Origin of the sequence: Falsiroseomonas oryzae (assembly GCF_027856955.1) — a bacterium.
GTDB lineage: Bacteria > Pseudomonadota > Alphaproteobacteria > Acetobacterales > Acetobacteraceae > Falsiroseomonas > Falsiroseomonas oryzae.
In genome coordinates this window covers 1-714 of record NZ_JAPSMD010000948.1, presented here as the reverse complement: position 1 = coordinate 714, position 714 = coordinate 1, and the positions used below count along the sequence as shown (strand labels likewise).

General features: G+C 77.5%; 1 protein-coding gene. It reads right to left on the bottom strand.

What is annotated here, in order from left to right; all coding sequences use genetic code 11:
• On the bottom strand, positions 1–714 hold a 714-nt coding region (locus OZN99_RS32890), incomplete at both ends, for an ATP-binding cassette domain-containing protein (protein WP_270939371.1).

Below are 714 nucleotides of genomic sequence, written 5' to 3'. Positions count from 1 at the left end.
GCCTGCGGCCGCCCGGCCTGCACCAGCATGCCATGGCGCAGCACCAGCACCCGGTCGGCCGCGCGCAGCAGCACCGGCCGATGCGAGGTGAACAGCACCGTCGCGCCGCGCTCGCGCAGCGCGGCGAGCAGCGCCAGCACTGTCGCTTCGCCTTCCGCGTCGAGCCAGGCCGAGGGCTCGTCCAGCAGCACCAGCCTCGGCTCGCCGTACACCGCGCGGGCCAGCGCGATGCGCTGCCGCTGGCCCAGCGAGAGCGGCGTGTCGGGCCCGATCCGCGTGGCATAGCCGTAGGGCAGGCGCGCGACGGTGCGCTCCGCCCCGGCCAGCCGCGCGGCGCGGATCACCGCGCGCATGTCCGGCGTGCCGAGCCGCGCGATCGCCTCCGCCACCGTGCCCTCGGTCAGCACGGGCTCCTGCGGCAGCATGCCGAGATGGCGCGCAATGTCCTCCCGGTCCCATTGCCAGGTCGCATGGCCGTCCAGGAAGGCGGCGCCGGCCGCCGGCCGCGCTGCGCCGGCGATCATGCGCAGCAGCGTGGACTTGCCGGAGCCGACCGCGCCGGCGATCGCCACCACGTCGCCGGGCGCGGCCACCAGCGACACCTCGCGCAGCAGCGGCCGCGGTTCCTTCGGGACCAGCACCGTCAGCCGTTCCAGCACCAGCCGGCCCTCCGGGCAGGGGAAGGCGCGCCCGGCCGCCGGTGGCGGCGCGGCG